The organism is Brucella pseudintermedia, from assembly GCF_008932435.1.
GTDB classification, from domain to species: Bacteria; Pseudomonadota; Alphaproteobacteria; order Rhizobiales; family Rhizobiaceae; genus Brucella; species Brucella pseudintermedia.
In genome coordinates, this window is the sequence record NZ_WBWE01000003.1 from 162,866 (window position 1) to 183,699 (window position 20,834).

Consider the following 20,834-nt stretch of genomic DNA (forward strand, 5'->3'; position numbering starts at 1 on the left):
ACGGAGTACTGACTTATGATCCCGGCAACTGGCTTTCGCCGTCTGATTGCACCGTTTTCCGCGCTCGTACTGATGTCGGGCATTCACGCAGCATCGGCACAGGAAATCTCTGAAGCTCACTTGGAAGCTGCCCGCGCTGCTATTTCTGCAATTAATGCTACCGAGCAGTTCGACGAAATTCTTCCGAATGCGGCGCGCTCCCTGAAGGGCGAACTGATCCAGAAAGATCCGAATCTTGAAGCCCTCATCACCAAGACGGTCGATGACAAGGCTCTCGCTCTTGCTTCCCGTCGCGCAGATCTCGAGACCGAATCTGCCCGTGCTTACGCGAAGGCTTTTTCGGAAGACGAACTAAAGGCTATCGCAGCATTCTATACGTCGCCTGCAGGCAAGAAGCTCTTGTCGGAAGGCCCAATCGTGACACGTGAAGTCGTCAAGGCTGCAAATATCTGGCAGAACGGAATTGCCCGCGATCTGGCTACCAGTGTGGCGGAAGTTCTGGCTGCTCAGGCTGGGGCTGCTGCCGCTCCGGCACAGCCAGCACAGCAGTAATTTCCAGCGGTAACGTGTGATTTGAAAGCCCGGTCACTTGGCCGGGCTTTTTCTTTTGCCTACATATCGGCCAACCTAATGTTTTTTGGAGAATCCCATGTCCGGCTTCGATTATGATCTTTTTGTTATCGGTGGCGGGTCCGGCGGGGTCCGGGCGGCACGTCTTGCCGGAGCGATGGGGAAGAAAGTTGCTCTTGCTGAAGAATATCGCATGGGTGGAACCTGCGTTATCCGTGGTTGTGTCCCGAAGAAGCTCTTCGTCTATGCTTCGCAGTTTCCAGAACATTTTGAGGATGCTGCTGGCTACGGTTGGGACGTGGGTGCATCGAACTTCGACTGGACTAAGTTGGTCGCAGCAAAGGATAAGGAGATTGCACGGCTGGAGGGACTTTACACCAAGGGTCTCCAGAATTCTGACGTTGAAATTTTTGCCAGCCGTGCCGAACTGATCGATGATCACACCATCGAACTGAAGGTCGATGGCCGCCGCATTACAGCCGATCAAATATTGATCGCTACGGGCGGTCATCCGACGATGCCGGAATCCATGCCGGGACGTGAATATTGCATCAGCTCCAACGAAGCGTTCCATCTTGCTGAACTGCCGAAAGCGATCGCCATAGCAGGCGGCGGATATATCGCTGTTGAGTTCGCGAACATATTCCACGGTCTTGGCGTCGAGACCACGCTGGTCTACCGCGGCAAGGAAATTCTCTCCCGTTTCGATCCCGATCTGCGCCATCTCTTGCACGAAACCATGGAAGCAAAGGGCATCCGGATCATTTGCGAAGCGGTTTTCGAGAAAATCGAGAAACAGTCCGATGGCAAGCTGAAAATATCGCTGAACAATGGTGACACGCTGGAAGTCGATCAGGCAATGATGGCTATCGGGCGCAAGGCCAACACGACCGGTCTTGGTCTGGAGAGAGCCGGTGTGAAGACGGATGAGCTTGGCGCCATTCTTGTGGACGATTACTCACGCACCAATGTCGCGAATATCTGGGCAGTGGGTGACGTCACGAACCGTGTCCAATTGACGCCGGTGGCAATCCATGAAGCGATGTGTTTCCTTGAGACCGCCTTCAAGGATAATCCGACGAAACCGGACCATGAGCTGATCGCGACGGCCGTATTCTCGCAACCTGAAATCGGCACTGTTGGCTTGCCGGAAGACGAAGCTGCGAAGAAGTATCTGGAACTTGAGGTTTACAGAGCACTGTTCCGTCCGATGAAGAACACGCTGTCCGGTCGCAATGAGAAAATGCTGATGAAGCTCATTGTGGATGCGGCAAGCCGCCGCGTGATCGGCGCCCATATCATGGGGCCAGACGCCGGTGAAATGGCCCAGCTTCTGGGCATTTCGCTCAAGGCTGGAGCGACCAAGGACGACTTCGACCGCACGATGGCGGTTCACCCGACAGCGGCTGAGGAGCTGGTCACCATGTACAAGCCGACCTATCGTGTTGTGAATGGTGAGAAAGTCGACGGATAAATCTTTCGCAACCGCTTTCTTCGGTTAACGAATATTGCTGGCATAAAATCTCAGCCTGCATTATATCAGCGCGACCACGCGCGCCGGTTTTCCGGGACATGCTGTCATCTTTATCAGATGTGGCTGTTCGTTAAGGGATACCGGCTTTCGTGTAAGGAGGATACAATCCGAGAGAAATCGAGCGGATAGAAGCAAGCAGGTGCTCAAATGACGAAGAACTGGACCCCGCATTCCTGGAGAAGCAAACCGATCAAGCAAGTGCCGTTTTATCCGGACGCAAAGGCTCTGAACGATGTCGAGGCCCGTCTTCGCACCTATCCGCCGCTGGTTTTTGCAGGTGAAGCACGCAAGCTTAAGCAGCAGCTGGCCGAGGTCGCGGAAGGTAAGGCCTTTCTGCTTCAGGGCGGCGATTGCGCCGAGAGTTTTGCGGAACACGGTGCAGACAATATCCGTGACTTTTTCCGCGTGTTCCTCCAGATGGCCGTCGTGCTTACTTTCGGCGCATCGAAGCCTGTCGTGAAAGTTGGCCGTATCGCCGGTCAATTCGCCAAGCCGCGCTCCTCCGACATGGAAACGCTCAATGGTGTGGAGCTGCCGTCCTATCGTGGTGACATTATCAACGGCATAGAATTTGATGCAGCCTCACGCACGCCCGATCCCCAGCGTCAGGACATGGCATATCGTCAATCGGCGGCGACGCTTAATCTGCTGCGTGCTTTCGCTCAAGGCGGCTACGCAAATCTGGAAAACGTTCACCAGTGGATGCTCGGGTTTGTCGGCAAAAGCCCACAGGCGGAGCGCTATGCGGCTTTGGCCCAGCGTATTTCCGAGACCATGAACTTCATGCGCGCAATCGGGATTACGGCTGACAGCAATCATTCGCTGCGCGAAACCGATTTCTATACCAGCCATGAAGCGCTGCTTCTTGGATACGAAGAAGCGCTGACCCGTATAGACTCCACCTCTGGCGATTGGTACGGCACGTCTGGCCATATGATCTGGATCGGCGATCGTACCCGGCAGGCCGATCATGCGCATATCGAATACTGCCGCGGCATCAAGAATCCGCTCGGTCTCAAATGCGGTCCGTCTTTGCAGCCGGATGATCTCATTCGCCTGATTGATCTTCTGAACCCGGATAATGAAGCTGGTCGTCTGACGCTGATTGCACGCTTCGGCTACGATAAGGTTGGCGATCATCTGCCTCAGCTTATTCGTGCTGTCGAGAAAGAAGGCCGCAAGGTGGTGTGGTCCTGCGATCCGATGCATGGCAACACGATCACAGCCGGCGGCTACAAGACACGTCCGTTCGACCGTATCCTTAAGGAAGTGGAATCCTTCTTCGCGATCCATCGTGCTGAAGGCACGCATCCGGGCGGCATTCATGTCGAAATGACAGGCAAGAATGTGACGGAATGCACTGGCGGCGCGCGTGCGATTTCGGCTGAGGACTTGCACGATCGCTACCACACGCATTGCGATCCGCGTCTCAATGCCGATCAGGCTCTGGAACTGGCGTTCCTGTTGGCTGAATTGCTCAAGAAGGAGCGCGATGCTGGCGTTGACAAGCAGGTCGCGAGCGCCTGATCTGTTTCGTATGTCCTAAAGTCTGCAAGGGCGGAGATTTCCAAATCTCCGCCCTGTTGCATTTCAGGAAAACTTACATATTGATTGCCGCCAAGCGCCGTATATTCGAAAACGCACACGGGGCGCTTGTGTGCTTTCTGATGGTCGTTTCCGGTTCTCCGGCGGATACTGTAGCCAATTTGATTGAGGGGCAACGATGCAGCGCATTTTTCTGGCTTTTCTTAATTCCATGCGGGCGCTGAAATATCTCGCCGGACATGAAAAGGCCGTCCAACAGGAACTGGTGCTGTTTCTTCTATCTCTGCCAGTGGCGTACCTTCTTGCGCCGACCTGGCTTGCTTTCCTTTTCATGACCGGCTCGATCCTGTTCCTTATCCTTGTGGAAGTGCTGAACACCGGCATCGAGGCGACGTGTGATGCCGTTTCCCGGGATTTTCATAAGGAAATTCAGATTGCAAAGGACTGCGGGTCGCTCGCTGTCCTGATTTCCATTTTGTTCGTCGTTGTTGTCTGGGGTTATATTCTAGCCACTACGTATCTCGCCTGACAAAGAACGCGCCGATTGATTGCATCCGTTGCATTTGCTTGCCCAAGCGCGCTAAAGCTTGGACATGTTAGCCTCTCACGAGAATCTCGCCATGCTTCGTATTGCCGTTGCGCAACTCAATCCCGTCATGGGCGATATCGCCGGAAACCTGGCCAAGGCTCGCGCCGCTCGCGCCGAGGCGGCCAGAATGAAAGCCGATCTCATTCTGTTTACGGAATTATTTATCTCCGGATATCCGCCGGAAGATCTCGTTCTGAAGCCATCCTTTCTTGCTGCGTGTGAAAAGGCTGTCCGTGATTTGGCGAATGACACCGCTGACGGAGGGCCGGGCGTCATTATTGGCACGCCGCTCAGCCGTGCGAGCGGCCTTCACAATTCCATCGCTGTGCTGGATGGTGGTGAGATCCTAGCCGAGCGGTTCAAGGTCGATCTGCCGAATTATGGCGAGTTCGATGAGAAGCGCGTATTTCAGTCTGGCCCCATGCCCGGCCCGGTCAATTTCCGCGGTGTTCGCATCGGAATACCAATCTGTGAAGATATTTGGGGCGAACTCGGTGTTGCCGAAACGCTGGCTGAGAGTGGTGCAGAAATTCTGCTCGTTCCCAATGGCTCGCCGTATCATCGAGCCAAGATGGACCGACGTCATCAGGTCGTTCTGAAGCAAGTGATAGAAACAGAGCTACCGATGGTCTATGCCAATCAAGTCGGTGGACAGGATGAGCTGGTTTTCGACGGTGGATCGTTTGCGTTCAATGCCGACCGGTCGCTCTGTTTGCAAATGCCGCAATTTGCGGAGCAGATCGCACTCACCGTATGGCACAGGGAAAATGATGGCTGGCGCTGCGAAGAGGGCGAGAAGGCGGTTCTTCCAGAAGGACTTGAGGCTGACTATTCCGCCTGCATGCTGGGTCTTCGGGATTATGTGAACAAGAACGGTTTCAAGGACGTCGTGCTGGGGCTTTCGGGCGGTATCGACTCGGCAATCTGCGCGGCACTGGGCGTAGACGCCTTGGGCAAGGACCGCGTGCGCTGCATCATGCTGCCTTACCGTTACACATCCGACGAATCGCTGAAGGACGCTGCCGACTGTGCAAAGGCGCTCGGTGTTCGATACGATGTCGTGCCGATCGCTGCGCCGGTCGAAGGCTTCCTTGAAGCGCTGCATCCGCTGTTCTCAGGAACCGAGAGCGGTGTCACCGAAGAAAACCTGCAAAGCCGCGCGCGCGGGACCATTCTGATGGCGGTTTCGAACAAGTTCGGTTCAATGGTCGTCACCACAGGCAATAAGTCTGAGATGTCGGTGGGCTATGCCACACTTTATGGCGACATGAACGGCGGGTTCAACCCGATCAAGGACGTGTACAAGATGCAGGTCTATGCGATGTCGGAATGGCGTAACAGCCATGTGCCGCATGGCGCGCTTGGGCCGTCAGGAGAAGTGATTCCGCAGAATATCATTTCCAAGGCCCCCTCTGCCGAACTGCGCGAAAACCAGACCGATCAGGACAGTTTGCCGCCTTATCCGGTTCTGGACGATATCCTTGAGTGTCTTGTCGAAAACGAAATGAGCAACGCGGAGATTGCTGCACGGGGGCATCCGCTTGAAACCGTCCAACGGATCGAACATTTGCTCTATCTGGCTGAATATAAGCGCCGCCAATCGGCGCCGGGTGTTAAAATTACCAAGAAGAATTTCGGACGCGATCGCCGCTACCCTATAACGAACCGCTTCCGCGACCGCTGAAAGACAATAAGATGACTGTGACCGTTCGTTTTGCTCCGTCACCGACGGGCTATATTCATATTGGCAACACGCGCACCGCGCTTTCAAACTGGCTGTTCGCACAGAAGAATGGCGGCAAGTTCATTCTGCGCTACGACGACACCGATGTCGAACGTTCCAAAGAGGAGTATGCGCAGGCAATTGCGGTCGATCTCGATTGGCTGGGGATCACACCCGATCGTGTGGAATATCAGTCAAAACGTTTCGATGTTTACGGCAAGGCAGTCGAAAAGCTCAAGCAGGCTGGGCTGCTTTATGCCTGCTATGAAACGGCGGATGAGCTGGAGCGTCGCCGCAAGCTGCGCCTCGCCCGTCGCTTGCCGCCCGTATATGGCCGTGAAGGACTGAAACTTACCGACGAAGATAAAGCAGCTTTCGAAGCCGAGGGGCGCAAGCCGCATTGGCGTTTCCTGCTGCCAAATTTCGATACTGATCCATTTAATACCAGACGTACCGATGTACATTGGGACGATCTGGTCCGTGGCCCGCAGACGGTGGATCTGGCCTCAATGTCCGATCCGGTGCTGGTACGCGAGGATGGCACCTATCTCTACACTCTGCCGTCTGTGGTCGATGATATTGATCTCGGCATCACGCACATTATTCGTGGGGACGATCACGTGACCAATACGGGTGTGCAAATCGCGATTTTTGAAGCTCTGGGTGCCAAAGCGCCGGTTTTTGGCCACCACAATCTGCTGACCACAATTTCAGGTGAGGGGCTTTCAAAGAGAACTGGCGCTCTCTCTGTCGGATCGTTGCGTGAAGGCGGCTTCGAGCCCATGGCAGTAGCGTCGCTGGCCGTTCTGATCGGTACATCGGAAAGTGTCTCGGCTGCCCCCAATATGGAAAGTCTGGCGGAGCGGTTCGATCTGGCTTCGATATCGAAGTCATCGGCGAAATTTGATCCCGCGGAACTGGATACGCTCAATCGCGTCCTGTTGCATGAGATGCCATTTCCAGAAGCTGAGCCACGCTTGGCGGCGCTGGGTATTTCCGGCGACAAGGCGGAACCCTTCTGGCTAGCGGTACGAGGAAATCTCGACCGCTTCAAGGATTCTGCTCACTGGTGGTCTATCGTCGATGGCGAATTGCCCGAAACGCCAGCTTTTTCCGATGAGGATCGCGCTTTCCTGAGGGAGGCTTTCAGCCTTCTGCCGCCGGCCCCTTGGGATCATCAAACATGGAAAATCTGGACAGAGGCCGTGAAGGCAGCAACAGGACGCAAGGGCAAGAATCTTTTCATGCCCATGCGTCTGGCGCTTACGGGGCAGGCGCATGGGCCGGAGTTGGCTGACTTGTTAGTCCTGATTGGTCTGGAAAGAACTCTGAGCCGACGACCCTGACTTTTGTGTTTGGAGTATAGGTGCGCTCCGCAGGCGGCGTGGTTGTGACGGGTGCAACATAAGTCGAGCCATTTGGAGTCAGCACTGTCGAAGTGGGCTTATCGTTCACCTCATCGGCGGCGACAGGAGCGGGTGTCGTATAGACAGGTAACGCACCCGTGGCGACCATTTCGGTGCTCGGTCCGGCTGTGGTTTCGGTCTTTTTCGCCGGAATGCGGATAGGTTTCGACTGGATTTTCTTGGGAATGACAACCCATGATGCCTTGCATGATTTGATATGTTTAGACGCTGATGGACGCCCGGCGAGGGTCATGTTCAGTTCGTGAACGCGCTCCCGTAAGGTTTGTGTTTCCGCTGTCAGTCGATCCGTCTTGGTCTGCAGTTTGGTACACTGGGCTGATTTGGCAACGGGGGTAAACAAACCTCCGGAACAACGATCCTGAATCGCTTTCTTTCGTAAAACAGCAAGGTCAGCTTCTTTTCGATCAAGAAGAGACTCGGTAGCAAGAAGGTGCTTTCTAAGCTGCTTCTGTTCGGCGGGGGAACACAATTCTGCGGGCGGCACGGTCGTACAGCCAGCCAATGATCCTGAAACTATCGAAAATAGTGAGTAAAACAAAATTCTATTAGAGTATGTTGAAATAATAGACATGATTTTCTCGTATATGTCAGCGATGTAATCATGTATCAAGAACGCAGTAAAATAAAAATTAACGGCGAGTATATGAAGATATACTCGCCGTATATTGTTGTTATATTAAAAATCACTAATTTAGTTTCTGTTACCTATCTTCTTTTTGCGGAGAGTTTCGCCCGATTTCTGCAATGATTCAACCACTGCCAGCGCAGTCATGTTGACGACACCACGCGAGGTGACGGAAGGCGTCAAAATGTGGGCTGGTCGCGCCGCTCCGAGTAGAATTGGCCCCACATGCAGTGCGTCTGTAACCATCTTGACTACATTCAGCGTAATGTTCGCGGCGTCGAGGTTAGGGAAGACAAGAAGATTGGCTTCACCTTTCAGGCGAGAATTCGGGAACACACGGTCGCGAAGCGCCTGGGAGAGCGCGGAATCACCATGCATTTCACCGTCGGATTCCAGTTCCGGCGCTTTTTCGGCGAGAATTGCCGCTGCTTCTCGCATTTTCTCCGCACTGGCTGATTCTTTCGACCCGAAATTCGAATGCGACACCAGCGCCGCTTTCGGTTCGATACCGAAGCGGCTGATTTCCTTTGCTGCAAGAATTGCCATTTCGGCGACTTCATTTGCGCTCGGTTCCACGTTGACATAAGTGTCCGTGAGGAAGAGGGCGCCACGCTGCGAGATCAGCAGGCTCAAAGCCGAGTAGTCACGGATGCCGGGAACCTTGCCAATAATCTGGCGCACCACACGAAGATGGCGTTCGAAGCGACCTTCAAGACCACAGATCATGGCGTCCGCTTCGTCACGCATAACGGCCAGGGCGGCAATCGCGGTTGAGTTGGTGCGCACGATGGTACGCGCGGCTTCGGGCGTCACGCCCTGTCTGCCGGTATAGGATAAGTAAAGGTCGACATAGTCGCGATAGCGCGGGTCGTCTTCGGGGTTGATGAGTTCGAAATCCGTTCCCGGCCGGATTTTCAAACCATAGCGACGCAGACGCGTTTCGATAACCTGCGGGCGTCCGACCAGAATCGGGGCGGCAATACGCTCCTCAATTACGACCTGAGCTGCGCGCAACACGCGTTCATCTTCACCGTCGGCATAAATAACGCGCTTCGGTTTTTCCTGTGCGCGGGCCGCGGCAAAGACCGGCTTCATGATGAGGCCAGACCGGAAGACGAAGCGATTGAGACGGTCGAGATAGGCCTCCATGTCTTCAATTGGGCGCGTCGCCACGCCCGTTTCCATCGCGGCCTTGGCCACCGCGGGAGCGATGCGGAGAATCAGGCGCTGATCGAATGGCGACGGAATGATATAGTCAGGCCCGAAAGTGGGCGTATCGCCAGAATAGGCGCGCGCAGCGACATCAGAAGGTTCTTCGCGGGCGAGCGCGGCAATTGCGCGAACCGCAGCAAGCTTCATTTCTTCATTGATTGCAGTGGCGCCGACATCAAGCGCGCCTCGGAAGATATAGGGGAAGCAGAGAACGTTGTTGACCTGGTTGGGGTAATCCGAACGTCCGGTGCAGATCATGGCATCGGCGCGGGCCGCGCGGGCCTCTTCCGGCATGATTTCCGGCTTCGGGTTGGCGAGTGCCATGATGAGCGGCTTTTCAGCCATCTGCTGCAGCAGTTCGGGCTTCAGCACGCCAGCGGCCGAAAGGCCGAGGAAAACGTCTGCTCCGCCAATAACATCGGCCAGAATACGCGCGTCGGTCTTTTGGGCGTAAACTTCCTTCCAGCGATCCATTAGCGTGTTGCGGCCTTCGTAGACAACGCCTTCGAGATCGCAAACCCAGATGTTTTCGCGTTTCGCGCCCAGATTGACCAGAAGATTGAGGCAGGCAAGCGCCGCAGCGCCTGCGCCGGATGTAACGATCTTGGCGTCGCTGATTTTCTTGCCGGCCAGTTCCAAGCCGTTCAGCACTGCGGAGGCAACGATAATTGCCGTGCCGTGCTGGTCGTCATGGAAGACGGGTATGTTCATTTTTTCACGAAGCTGTTCTTCAACTTCGAAGCACTCAGGCGCCTTGATATCCTCAAGATTGATACCGCCAAAAGTTGGTTCCAAGGCAGCGACCACATCGACAATGCGATCGATTTCATGCGCATCAATTTCGATATCGAACACGTCGATATCGGCAAACTTTTTGAAAAGGACGGCCTTGCCTTCCATGACCGGTTTGGAAGCAAGCGCGCCGATATTGCCGAGGCCGAGAACTGCAGTACCGTTCGATACGACCGCGACGAGATTTCCCCGGGCGGTGTATTCGGCAGCTGTCGCGGGGTCTTCATGGATCGCGAGGCAAGGAGCAGCTACACCTGGCGAATAGGCGAGCGCCAGATCTCGCTGGTTGCCAAGGGGCTTTGTCGCCTGAATTTCCAGCTTTCCGGGCTTCGGATAACGGTGAAAGAACAAAGCTGCTTCATCGAAATCCGAACGGGAAGTGGAAGGGGTTTTCTTGGTCATGGTCGCATCGCTTTCCAAAATCTTTTGTGCAGGGCAAAAGCCTGTTCGCACGTGCAGGAAACGGTGACATCCCGCTTCTGCACGCAGCTTTCGCTCATAACTTCCGCACACTGGGCCATTATTGTTCTTAGTCTATCGGCTCAAATCTCAGTAGGCCCGTTTTCGAGAATGAGTTTTTCCAAATTTGCAGCTCTATCGTTTGGTGCTGTTAAAACGCACTCTGATAAGCGCCGCCGTCGATAACGAGATTCTGCCCGGAAATGAATCCGGAATGTTCCGAGCAAAGGAACGCGCATGCCTGTCCAAATTCCTTCGGCTGGCCAATTCGCCCGGCAGGAATCGCCGACGCTCGTTTCGCGGCTTCCGCATCGGGTGTCGTGCCATTCTTCTGGGCGGAAAACGCGAAGCCGCTGCGAAGCCGATCCGTGTCGAATGCGCCCGGGAGAATATTGTTGATCGTGACGTTGGAGGCCGCGACCGTCCGGGCGACGCCAGCAAGAAACGCGGTCAGCCCGGCGCGAGCTCCCGATGAGAGATCGAGGCCAGGGATAGGCGCGTATACAGATGTCGATGTTATGTTGACGATGCGGCCGAACCGGCGCTCGACCATTCCGTCGATCACGGCTTTGATCAGCTCCAGAGGGGTGACCATATTCTGGGTAACGCCTTGAAGGATCGCATCGCGGTCGAGAAGGCGGAAATCCTTGAAGGCCGGTCCGCCATTATTGTTTACGAGAATATCTGGCGCAGGGCAGGCGGAAAGCAGTTCAGCCTGCCCTTCAGCGGTGGATACATCGGCGGCAACGGCATCAACTCTCACGTCAAACGCTTGCCGGATTGCTTTCGCGGTTTCTGCGAGGATTTGTTCATTCCGCCCGTTGATAACCAGATCACACCCGGCTTCGGCGAGTGCTTCTGCACAGGCTCGTCCGAGCCCCTTGCTAGAAGCGCACACAATTGCTTTTCGACCTTTCAGGCCCAAGTCCACGGCTTCACCCTCGCATTTCATTCAGTTTTCAAGTCATGCCACCAAGCAAGCAGTCTGATCAACCGGATTCTGGTTCATCGGATCATGTGTCCACCTTTTAGGGGAGAAATTGCATTTCTAGAGAACAAAACTTGGTGAGTTTCGCTATTCCAGCGGAGGTGTAAACTCTGCTCTTGGCCGTATGAGAGATCCACTCTCCACCTGTTCGAGCGCATGAGCGAGCCAGCCCGCGATACGCCCGAGCGCAAACAGAAACAGCGGCGCATCTGGCGGCAGGCCATAGATTTCCGTCACTGCGGCGAGTGCGAAATCGACATTCGGTTTCTCACCGAGAATGTCTGCAGCGCTTTGTTCCAGATCGCGATAAGGCGCGGGCAGGTCCAGATGTTTCAGGAGGGCGGAAGCGCGGACGTCACCCGTTTCGCGGTATAGCGGATGGCCGAACAAATGAAACTGCGTGCCTTGCATGAGCAGGTCCTTGATCGTCGCCTCCGCGCCTATCTGCCGCGCTTGCGCGATGATTGCAGTTGCGACAGTTGCGGCGCGTCCATGCCGCGGGCCGATCAAGGTTGATAACCCGGCGAGAATTGCCGCGGAAAGCGGCGCCCCGGTCGATGCGGCAACGCGAGTGCCGAATGCCGACGCGTTGAGTTCATGATCGGCCAGAAGCACCAATACACGTCGGATCACATCGCTTGCCTGCGGTTTTTGCCAAGCCGACGCAATGCGTTGATGCATCGGTACATTGGATGAAGAAACGTCAAGAACGGTGTTGTGGAACAATTGCAGGAGACCGAAAGCCTCTTGCCGCAGAATTGCTGTGGAACGTCCGGAACTGGGCAGATCGTTCGCCGCTCGAATGGCAAAGGTAGTAAACAACCGTTCCAACGGTGCGGGACATGGCTGAGGTCTGGCTGGCCGCGTCTCTGCAAGGGTGCTGCCGCTATAGTCGAAATTCATCTGCCAAAGCAGGGCGGCTACTTCTTCCAACGTTGCAGTTTCCGACAGCTCAGCCGCATCGCAACCGCGATAGAGCAGGCGTCCATCGACGATGGTCGAGATGCCCGAACGCATAATAGGAAGCCCCCACCGAATGGTGTCGGCGGCAACAACGCTATCCCTTTTACGCCCGGGACGCCGTTCTGCCAGTCGTTGAACGTCCTCGGATCTATAGAGGCTGCGTCTTGGGTCGTCGGGCAGCGGCTTGGAACGGATGCGGCCACGGCTGACATTGGCGTAAAGAGTTTGCGGCTTCGTTTGAAGAATGGCGAGTGCTTCTTCCGCTGTTAGCCAGTTCATTATTGGTCCCAACATTGATCGATTTCGTCAAGATTGACGTCAATTATACTTGGATAGAAAGTCGAAAGGCAAACAAGGAGAATTGTCATGAATAGCGGTCTTGAGGATGTGGTTGCTGCCGAAACGGTATTGTCTGACGTTGATGGGCTTGCAGGCAGACTGATTATTCGCGGTCGATCGCTGGACGATCTGGTTCCGCATAGCAGCGTCGAAGACGGAATAGAGCTTCTTTGGGACGGGTTTTTCGAAGATCTTCCCAAAGGAAAAGAGCTTCAGAAGGCTCTCGGCGAAGCCCGCTTGCAGGTATTTCATCATACAGATGCTCTTGATGATGCATTGATGGAGTTGCCGCCGCTGGAAGCACTGCGCGCATTGATGGCGCGCATCCCGGACCTGGACGATCTCACCGCCGCGCTGCATCTGATGGCCGCGCCGGCGGTTTTCACGACTGCCATTTTACGGGAGCGCAAGGGGCGGAGTCCCGTCCGTCCTGATCCCACACTTCCGCATAGTGCGGATATACTTCGCATGATGAATGCGGCAATGCCTGATGAAGTGGAAGTTGCCGGACTGGATACTTATCTCATGACGGTCTGCGACCATGGATTGAATGCCTCGACATTCGCCGCACGCGTCGTGGCCTCGACACGAGCTGGTTTGACCTCTTCTTTGCTCGCTGCAATCAGCGCGTTGAAAGGGCCCTTGCACGGTGGTGCTCCCGGTCCGGTACTCGATATGCTCGATGCTATTGGCAAGCCCGAGAACGCAGAATGGTGGCTTGAATCGGCAATTGCCGATGGAGATAGGTTGATGGGGTTCGGCCATCGGGTTTATCGCGTGCGCGATCCGCGTGCAGACGCTCTGAAATCCGCGTTAAAGAGCATCGAAGCCCTGGGGCATTCACGCGGAAAGCATCGGGTGGAATTGGCCGAGGCAGTAGAGAAGGCAGCCATAGCGGTTCTCAAGCGCCACAAGCCGGATCGGCCTCTCGAAACCAATGTCGAGTTCTATACTGCTCTTTTGCTTGAGCAACTGGGTTTCCCGCGTGAGGCTTTCACTTGTGTCTTTGCAATGGGCAGAACCATGGGGTGGATCGCTCATTGCCGGGAACAGCTCGCGACAAGCAAGCTCATTCGCCCGCAATCGCGGTACATAGGTCCGAAGGTAGAACTGGTGGCTTAACACCAATCCAGAAGGATCAAAATGAAACGTCTGGAGCGCGCGGATATGCTTCATCGATCGGCGCTCCAGGCATTCGAATATGTGTGAAGAGTTGTCCTTCGCACTATAAACATCACTGTCATATCGCTGTGACAGGAATCGAGTTTTCTGCGCTCAGATCAGGTTGCCATTGAAGGGGACAACCAAATGAGCGCTGATGTTCCGCAGCCCAGAAAACTCCGAACGCTTTTCATTTCGGATGTGCATCTCGGTTCAAAAGCCGCACAGGCCGAACTGCTTCTGGATTTCCTCCGTTACCACGAAGCAGAGACGATCTACCTTGTGGGCGATATCGTCGATGGTTGGCGTCTGCGGCGCAATTGGCATTGGCCGCAGGAACATAATGATGTGGTCCAGAAGCTGCTCCGCAAGAGCCGCAAGGGTGCGAATATCATCTATATCGCAGGCAATCACGACGAATTTCTACGAAATTTCCAAGGAACGCATTTCGGCGGCATCGAAGTGATGAACCGCGCCATTCACGAGACGGCGGATGGTCGCAAGTTTCTGGTTATCCATGGTGACCAGTTCGATGTTGTTGTTCGCAATGCTCGCTTCATCGCTTATTTGGGCGATTGGGCATACGACACCGCGATCTGGATAAACACGGTCATGAGCCGTATCCGCTCGCTTTTCGGCTTACGCTACTGGTCATTTTCGGCCTGGGCGAAATTCCGGGTCAAAAAGGCGGTTAACTTTATCGGCCAGTTCGAGAATGTGGTTTCTGAAGAAGCGCAGCGAATTGGTGTTGACGGGGTGATCTGCGGTCATATTCATCATGCGACAATCGAAAGCATGAATGGCGTCGAATACATCAATACCGGCGACTGGGTGGAAAGCTGCACGGCCGTGATCGAACATTTCGACGGTCGGATGGAACTCATCGAATGGACCGAACGCCGTGACCGCCGTCCGACAACAGGACGCGTCCATTTCGACAGCGAAGAGCGTGATGAGGGCAGGGTCATTCCACTGCCGCGCCCCGCTCGCGGATTGGCGAACCTCCGCCGATGAAGAAAATCGTCATCGTCACCGACGCCTGGCACCCTCAAGTCAACGGCGTCGTGCGCACGTTGACCAAGTGCCGCGATCTGATGAGCGAGCGGGGATATAACGTTGCAGTTATTTCCCCGCTGGACTACAGGTCCGTGCCCTGTCCGACATACCCCGAAATCCGGCTGGCCATGACGACGCCGGGCGCGCTCAAAAAGCGCCTAAAAGCCATGCGGCCAGATTTCGTGCATATTGCAACGGAAGGCCCACTTGGATTTATGGCGCGGCGTGCCTGTATGAAGATGGGATGGTCCTTCACGACCAGTTTTCACACACGATTTCCTGAATATCTGCAGGAGCGCTTTCCTGTCCCTCCGCGCTGGACCTACGCATTTCTTCGGCGTTTCCACAACGCGGCAGCGAATACGCTGGTGCCCACCCAATCCATACTTGATGACCTCAAGGCCCGTGGTTTTACGAAGCTGGAACTCTGGACGCGCGGCGTCGATCGAACATTGTTCTACCCTCGATCCGAAGTGCCGAAGGAGTTGCCGCGGCCGGTGTTTATCTGTGTGGGACGGGTCGCCACCGAAAAGAACCTGCCTGCGTTTCTGGAGCTCGACCTGCCCGGCACAAAGCTGATTGTCGGAGATGGCCCGTCCCTTGATGATCTAAAGGCGCAGTTTCCGGAAGCGGTGTTCGTGGGGAAACGAGAAGGTGAAGCGCTGGCCAAGACTTATGCCGCAGCCGACGTGTTTGTCTTTCCTAGCCGAACAGATACATTCGGCCTCGTTTTGCTGGAGGCGATTGCTTCCGGCCTGCCAGTCGCAGCCTATCCGGTTCCCGGATCACGAGATGTTGTCGGCGTCACCGGCGCAGGCGTTCTTTCCGAAGACCTCGGAAAGGCATGTCTGGCTGCCCTGGAAATGAAGCCGTTTGAACCTGCACAAGTGCTCAAACAATTCACCTGGGATGCCTGCGCCGATATCTTTGAAGGTGCGCTCGCTCCGGTCAATGGAACAGGGAGCGAGAGCTATCAACGCGCAGGTCAGCCCCAGACGGCAGCGTCCGGCGGATAGACCAGAGCGCCTTCATAGCGCAAGCCGGGATTGCGATCCTGGGCCAGAAGCAATGGTCCGTCGAGATCAACCACATTGGCTTTTTGGGCAAGCAGGACAGCGGGCGCCATGCCGAGCGACGTGCCGACCATGCAGCCGACCATGACCTGAAGCCCGAGGTTAATCGCCTTGTCCCGCATGATGAGGCCTTCGGTCAATCCGCCCGCTTTATCGAGCTTGATATTCACGGCGTCATAGCGCTTGGCCAGTTCCTCAAGACCAACCGAGGTGTGAACGCTCTCATCGGCGCAGATAATGACGGGGCGATCGATTTGACTGAGGATGTGATCATTATCGGCTGGCAGGGGTTGCTCAATGAGAACGACGCCCGCGTCAGCTGCGGCGCGCATGTTCTCGACAATGTTATCTGCTGTCCATCCCTCGTTCGCGTCGATGATAATGCGGCTGTTGGGCGCTGCATTTGTGACGGCGCGGATTTTTTCGATATCGTTTTCGCCGCCCATTTTCACTTTGATAAGAGGATAATGTGCGACCTTCGCAGCCGATTCCGCCATTTCGGAAGGCGTGCCGAGCGAAACGGTGATTGCCGTTTCAAGCGGGCGAGGCGGTATGCCGAGCATATCGGCAACGCTTTTGCCCGATTGCTTTGCTTCGAGATCCCATAGGGCGCAATCGACTGCATTGCGGGCAGCGCCTGCGGGAATCAGTATTTGAATATCCTGGCGCGTTGCGCCGTTCTCGATTGCGGAGCGGGCGGCCTCGATTTGTGCGCTCACGCTTTCGATGCTTTCGCCGTAGCGTGCATAAGGTACGCATTCGCCACGTCCTTGATGAGAACCGTTGCTGATCGCACACACAACAACCGCGGCCTCCGTCTTTGAGCCTCGGGAGATTGTGAATTTTCCGGCGATGGGATAGCGTTCTACAGTGATATTCAAGGTATTGTGCATAGAGATGCCCTCTGGGACGCAGTATTTCGGTCGTTCAGCGACTCGTATATGAGGTAGGCCATGTTGACCGACACTGCCGACAAAGCAAGAGCTGCCGACAACTCTGCGCCGAAGATTGATCTGGTGGAGCGCGACGGCGTGCGCCATATCCAGATGAATGGTCGCTGGGTTTCGCAAAGCGTCAATCTTGTCGATGACAAGATGCGTGGCCTTGAGAAGGCGGATCAGAAAGAAACAACGATTATTGATATTTCTGCCGTTTCCAGTCTCGATACGGCAGGTGCTTGGCTGATAGAACGCCTGCGGCAGCGCCTAGTCGCACAGAAAGTGGATGTGCAACTGGAAGGCGTGCGACAATCCTGGCTTCCCTTGATGGAGGAAGTAGGTCAGGCCGTCGAGCGCACCCTGGACATTCCTCGTCAGAAAAAACCGTTCTTCCTCGTTTCATTTCTGGCCGCGCTTGGCGGCGGCGTGGTTTCCGTTGGCAGTGACTTTAAGATGGCGATGCACATTCTTGGGGCCACCATCCGGGGAGCCCAGTTGAAATATGGGCGCGGCAGCGGCATTCCCTTCGCAGCAATTGTCACGCAGATGGACCGCATGGGCGTCGGTGCGATTCCCATCATCATCCTGATGTCGACGATTGTTGGTGCAATCATTGCCCAGCAGGGTGCGTTTCAGTTGCGGTACTTCGGCGCAGAGATTTTTGTCGTCGATCTGGTCGGTATTCTGGTATTGCGTGAACTTGGCGTGCTTCTGACGGCGATTATGATTGCGGGGCGCTCAGGAAGCGCCATCACAGCCGAAATCGGCTCCATGAAGATGCGTGAAGAGACCGACGCCCTGACGGTTATCGGTCTCAATCCGGTGGGTGTTCTGGTCTTTCCACGGTTGGTGGCGTTGGTCCTGGTCCTGCCATTGCTTACCATTATTTCCGATCTCGCTGCGCTGATCGGCGCTGGCGGCGTCGCCTGGTTCTATTCCAATATTTCACCTGATGCTTTTATCAGCCGGTTGCACGATGCGGTCGCGCTGAACACTTATTTTGCAGGCCTTATCAAGGCGCCGTTCATGGCCATGATTATCGGGATTCTCGCTTCGGTAGAAGGAATGAAGGTCGGAGGCAGTGCGGAATCGCTTGGTCGTCGTGTTACGGCGTCGGTCGTGAAGGCAATTTTCGTGGTTATTGTCGTGGATGGTTTGTTCGCGATGTTTTATGCAGCCATTAATTTTTAGATGCAGCTTATTGTTCTTTGTTTTTAATGGGCTCTTTGGGACACAGTTGCACAGAAAATTGACCCCTCGATCGTGTTCAAAGGTTCTGTCTGAAGCCAAGCTCAGCTAAAGGATGATTATGGAGAACGGCATCGACCACGGGTCGCAACCGCAGGATGAAGATATTCGCCAGACGACCGTGCCGATGATCTCGGTGCGCGACGTGACGGTTTCGTTCGGACGTCAAACGGTGCTCGATAAATTATCCCTTGAGATTTACAGGGGGGAGGTTCTCGGTTTTATCGGTCCTTCCGGTTCGGGTAAGTCCGTTCTGATGCGAACCATTCTTGGTCTCAATAAAAAGCAATCCGGCGAGATCGAGATATTGGGTCGCAATATCGATCAGTTGAACGAGCTGGAAAAGATGTCCATTGATATGCGTATGGGCGTTCTATTTCAGCATGGGGCGTTGTTTTCCGCATTGAATGTTCTTGAAAATATTCAGGTTCCGATGCGCGAATATCTCGATCTTTCTCCGAAGCTGATGGACGAGCTGGCGCGATTGAAGATCGACTTGGTTGGCCTGAAGCCGGACACGGCAGAAAAGTTTCCGTCCGAACTTTCCGGCGGCATGATCAAACGCGCTGCGCTGGCACGTGCGCTGGCCTTGGACCCCGACATTCTCTTTCTTGATGAACCGACCTCCGGACTCGATCCCATTGGAGCGGCCGATTTCGATGACCTGATTGCCAATCTGCGGGATACGATGGGGCTGACCGTTTATATGGTCACCCATGATCTCGACAGCCTTTTTGCGATTTGCGACCGGATTGCTGTTCTTGGGGGCAAGAAAGTGCTCGTCAGTGGCACCATTGAAGACATGCTGACGGTGGACGATCCGTGGGTTAAATCCTATTTTCGGGGCAAGCGCGCGCGCCAGATCGATCCGTCGGCGCCAACGAGACGGCGGCCTGGCAGCCGCTTGCAGACTGGATAAAATATGGAAACTAAAGCCAATTACGTACTGGTGGGTGTGTTCACGCTTATGGTCAGCCTATTGGCTTTCGCTTTCGTGTTCTGGATTGCCCGTTTCGGAGAAGCACGCGATTCTCTGGAACTCGATGTTCGTATTCCGGGCTCCGTTACCGGCCTTTCAATTGGAAGTCAGGTCCTGTTCAACGGTATCAAGGTTGGTGATGTTCGGGCACTGCATCTCGATCCCACCAATCCCGAAATGGTGATTGTTAAAACGCGGGTCAACGCGACAACGCCGATTACCCGCTCGACTACGGCTACCCTTGGGTTCCAGGGGCTGACGGGACTGGCTTATATCGAGTTGAAGGGCGGTCGTCTCGATGAACCCAATCTGCTGACAGAAGCCGAGAAGGGCGAGACGGTTGCCCGTATCGACGCCGATCCATCCTCGATCAATAATCTTCTCGCCACGGCACAGGACATCGCGGCAAGAGCGAATTCCGTGTTGGGACAGTTGGAAGGTTTTGTGAAGGATGCCCGCGGGCCGCTTACGGATACGATCAACAACACGAAGACATTCACCGACGCTCTGGCGAAGAATGCGGATATCATTCAGGAGCTTGGTGAGAATACGGGAAATATCAGTCAGATCGTTACAGACGCCAAGGACATGATGGCTCGCTTGAACGCTGCGTCTGTGCGCGTCGACGCCATTCTGGCCAAGACTGACAAGCTTTTGTCGAGCGACGACAAGGATGGTGTCGTCGCACAAGCGAAGGCAACGCTGGAATCCATCCGACAGACCTCGGACAATCTGGACAAACGGCTGGGACCTATCGCGGACAACCTTCAACGTTTTTCCGGACAGGGACTGCGTGACGTGCAATCGGTCGTCGTGGACAGCCGCCGTTCCATTCAGCGCATAGAACAAGCCATCACCGATCTTGAGCGCAATCCTCAGCGTCTTATCTTTGGCGGTCAGGGAAATGTACCTCGGTATGACGGGAGGACGCGTCATTGATTTCCAAAGCCGGTCTTATTGATATGAAATCACGTCGTGCTCTTCGTCGTACAGCTTCAGTGTCTATCCTTTTCGGTTTGCTGCTTTCCGGCTGCGGAACGACAACGCCGCTCGACACGTTCAATCTGTCGGCACCCCAACCCAATGTGACTTCGCCGAGCCGCAAGAACATCCAATTGCTGGTTCCGACCCCAACAGCGCTCAAGGCACTTGATAGCGAGAATATCGTTGTCAGTTCTGCACCGGGTTCCATAGAGTATCTGAAGGGAGCACAATGGGGAGACAGGCTGACAAACATCGTGCAGTCCCGGCTGGTGCAAGCCTATGAGAATACGGGCGCGTTCGGCGGAATTGGCCGTCCAGGAGACGGGCTGGCGATCAACTATCAGATACTGACTGACCTTCGAATGTTCGGCATTCAGGCCTATGCCTCGCCGAAGCTAGCAGTTGTCGAGCTGGCCGTGAGGCTGATGAACGATAAGAACGGTGAAGTTCGTGCAACCCGTGTTTTCCGTACGGTCATTCCCGTCGGCGGGGCGACGAATGCGGCCTATGTGAAGGCGCTTGATGCGGCCTTCGAACGGATCGCCAGCGAAATCGTGACCTGGACGGTAACGACGCTCTGAAGCCAAGAAATTTGTTTCATAGGAGGGCCGGCGGCAAGCGCCGGCTCT

General features: G+C 55.0%; 18 protein-coding genes. 13 read left to right on the forward strand and 5 right to left on the reverse strand.

Annotated features, from left to right (window positions below; genetic code table 11):
- The first annotated feature begins 15 nt into the window (after nt 1-15).
- The 6 genes from F9K78_RS05355 (at nt 16) to gltX (ending at nt 7,307) form a co-directional block, all read left to right on the forward strand.
- Entirely contained in the window at nt 16-552 is a 537-nt protein-coding gene (locus F9K78_RS05355) for a DUF2059 domain-containing protein (protein ID WP_121983209.1), read from the forward strand.
- 97 nt (nt 553-649) lie between these two features.
- Nucleotides 650-2,044, forward strand: a complete 1,395-nt coding sequence (gene gor, locus F9K78_RS05360) for a glutathione-disulfide reductase (RefSeq protein WP_121986537.1) — start codon at nt 650-652, stop codon at nt 2,042-2,044.
- Nucleotides 2,045-2,251: 207 nt separating this feature from the next.
- Complete coding sequence (locus F9K78_RS05365) at nt 2,252-3,631, forward strand: class II 3-deoxy-7-phosphoheptulonate synthase (protein ID WP_121983207.1); 1,380 nt, start codon at nt 2,252-2,254, stop codon at nt 3,629-3,631.
- A gap of 196 nt (nt 3,632-3,827) precedes the next feature.
- On the forward strand, nt 3,828-4,178 hold the full coding sequence (locus tag F9K78_RS05370; RefSeq protein WP_121983206.1) for a diacylglycerol kinase: 351 nt from the start codon (nt 3,828-3,830) through the stop codon (nt 4,176-4,178).
- Between the two features lie 64 nt (nt 4,179-4,242).
- Nucleotides 4,243-5,922 carry an NAD+ synthase gene (locus F9K78_RS05375; protein ID WP_121983205.1) on the forward strand — a complete coding sequence of 560 codons (1,680 nt, stop codon included), beginning with the start codon at nt 4,243-4,245 and terminating at the stop codon, nt 5,920-5,922.
- Nucleotides 5,923-5,933: 11 nt separating this feature from the next.
- A complete protein-coding gene (gene gltX / locus F9K78_RS05380; protein WP_121983204.1) occupies nt 5,934-7,307 on the forward strand; it encodes a glutamate--tRNA ligase in 1,374 nt (457 codons plus the stop codon).
- On the opposite strand, the gene F9K78_RS05385 is transcribed toward gltX, so the two are convergent.
- The 4 genes from F9K78_RS05385 to F9K78_RS05400 all read right to left on the reverse strand — a co-directional run bounded on the left by F9K78_RS05385 (nt 7,225) and on the right by F9K78_RS05400 (nt 12,706).
- Complete coding sequence (locus tag F9K78_RS05385) at nt 7,225-7,959, reverse strand: hypothetical protein (RefSeq protein ID WP_121983203.1); 735 nt, start codon at nt 7,957-7,959, stop codon at nt 7,225-7,227. The genes gltX and F9K78_RS05385 overlap by 83 nt on opposite strands.
- A gap of 120 nt (nt 7,960-8,079) precedes the next feature.
- Nucleotides 8,080-10,419 carry an NADP-dependent malic enzyme gene (locus F9K78_RS05390; RefSeq protein WP_121983202.1) on the reverse strand — a complete coding sequence of 780 codons (2,340 nt, stop codon included), beginning with the start codon at nt 10,417-10,419 and terminating at the stop codon, nt 8,080-8,082.
- A 208-nt stretch (nt 10,420-10,627) separates the two neighbouring features.
- A complete protein-coding gene (locus tag F9K78_RS05395) occupies nt 10,628-11,407 on the reverse strand; it encodes an SDR family oxidoreductase (RefSeq protein WP_121983271.1) in 780 nt (259 codons plus the stop codon).
- Between the two features lie 144 nt (nt 11,408-11,551).
- Entirely contained in the window at nt 11,552-12,706 is a 1,155-nt protein-coding gene (locus F9K78_RS05400; protein ID WP_121983201.1) for a citrate/2-methylcitrate synthase, read from the reverse strand.
- An 87-nt stretch (nt 12,707-12,793) separates the two neighbouring features.
- Here F9K78_RS05400 and F9K78_RS05405 point away from each other — a divergent pair, with 87 nt between their 5' ends.
- The 3 genes from F9K78_RS05405 (at nt 12,794) to F9K78_RS05415 (ending at nt 15,999) form a co-directional block, all read left to right on the forward strand.
- Nucleotides 12,794-13,888 carry a citrate synthase/methylcitrate synthase gene (locus F9K78_RS05405; RefSeq protein WP_121983200.1) on the forward strand — a complete coding sequence of 365 codons (1,095 nt, stop codon included), beginning with the start codon at nt 12,794-12,796 and terminating at the stop codon, nt 13,886-13,888.
- 186 nt (nt 13,889-14,074) lie between these two features.
- Nucleotides 14,075-14,941, forward strand: coding sequence for a UDP-2,3-diacylglucosamine diphosphatase (locus tag F9K78_RS05410; protein WP_121983199.1), 867 nt, complete (start codon nt 14,075-14,077; stop codon nt 14,939-14,941).
- Entirely contained in the window at nt 14,938-15,999 is a 1,062-nt protein-coding gene (locus F9K78_RS05415; RefSeq protein ID WP_121983198.1) for a glycosyltransferase family 4 protein, read from the forward strand. Before F9K78_RS05410 ends, F9K78_RS05415 begins: the two co-directional genes overlap by 4 nt.
- On the opposite strand, the gene dgcA is transcribed toward F9K78_RS05415, so the two are convergent.
- Nucleotides 15,969-16,949 (reverse strand): N-acetyl-D-Glu racemase DgcA, encoded by a 981-nt coding sequence (dgcA, locus tag F9K78_RS05420; protein ID WP_121983197.1) that lies wholly within the window; start codon nt 16,947-16,949, stop codon nt 15,969-15,971. The genes F9K78_RS05415 and dgcA overlap by 31 nt on opposite strands.
- A gap of 60 nt (nt 16,950-17,009) precedes the next feature.
- Between dgcA and F9K78_RS05425 the strand changes: the two genes are divergently transcribed.
- The 4 genes from F9K78_RS05425 (at nt 17,010) to F9K78_RS05440 (ending at nt 20,786) form a co-directional block, all read left to right on the forward strand.
- Entirely contained in the window at nt 17,010-18,185 is a 1,176-nt protein-coding gene (locus F9K78_RS05425) for an ABC transporter permease (RefSeq protein WP_121983196.1), read from the forward strand.
- Nucleotides 18,186-18,297: 112 nt separating this feature from the next.
- Complete coding sequence (locus F9K78_RS05430; RefSeq protein WP_174813516.1) at nt 18,298-19,161, forward strand: ABC transporter ATP-binding protein; 864 nt, start codon at nt 18,298-18,300, stop codon at nt 19,159-19,161.
- A 3-nt stretch (nt 19,162-19,164) separates the two neighbouring features.
- A complete protein-coding gene (locus tag F9K78_RS05435; RefSeq protein ID WP_121983195.1) occupies nt 19,165-20,160 on the forward strand; it encodes an MlaD family protein in 996 nt (331 codons plus the stop codon).
- A gap of 23 nt (nt 20,161-20,183) precedes the next feature.
- Complete coding sequence (locus F9K78_RS05440; protein ID WP_412842089.1) at nt 20,184-20,786, forward strand: ABC-type transport auxiliary lipoprotein family protein; 603 nt, start codon at nt 20,184-20,186, stop codon at nt 20,784-20,786.
- Nucleotides 20,787-20,834 lie beyond the last annotated feature (48 nt).